General features: G+C 64.6%; 1 protein-coding gene. It reads left to right on the top strand.

Annotated elements, in window-relative coordinates; all coding sequences use genetic code 11:
- Positions 1-297: LysR family transcriptional regulator (locus tag EN852_RS39120; protein WP_135879926.1), on the top strand; the 297-nt coding region annotated here is incomplete at both ends.

Raw genomic sequence — 297 nt, 5'->3', positions numbered from 1 at the left:
CTCTTGAAAACCTTCGTCGCCGTCGTCGAAACCGGCAGCCTGTCCAATGCCGCACCTCGTGTCGGTCGCAGCCAGTCGGCGGTCAGCATGCAGATGCAAAGGCTGGAGGACATGGTGGGCAACCAGCTTCTGGTGCGCGGGCCGAGAACGGTTACGCCCAATGCGATCGGCGAGGACTTCCTCATTTATGCGCGCCGGCTGCTGAAGCTGTCGGACGAAGCGTGGGCCAGCGTCACCCGGCCGATGGAAACAGGCAGCGTCCGCCTTGGCGTGCCGGACGACTACGCGGCCTTCCTG

It is taken from the genome of Mesorhizobium sp. M2E.F.Ca.ET.209.01.1.1, assembly GCF_004010375.2.
Classification (GTDB): domain Bacteria; phylum Pseudomonadota; class Alphaproteobacteria; order Rhizobiales; family Rhizobiaceae; genus Mesorhizobium.
Note: the sequence above shows the minus strand (reverse complement) of the source record. Positions and strands in the feature narration are given on the sequence as shown.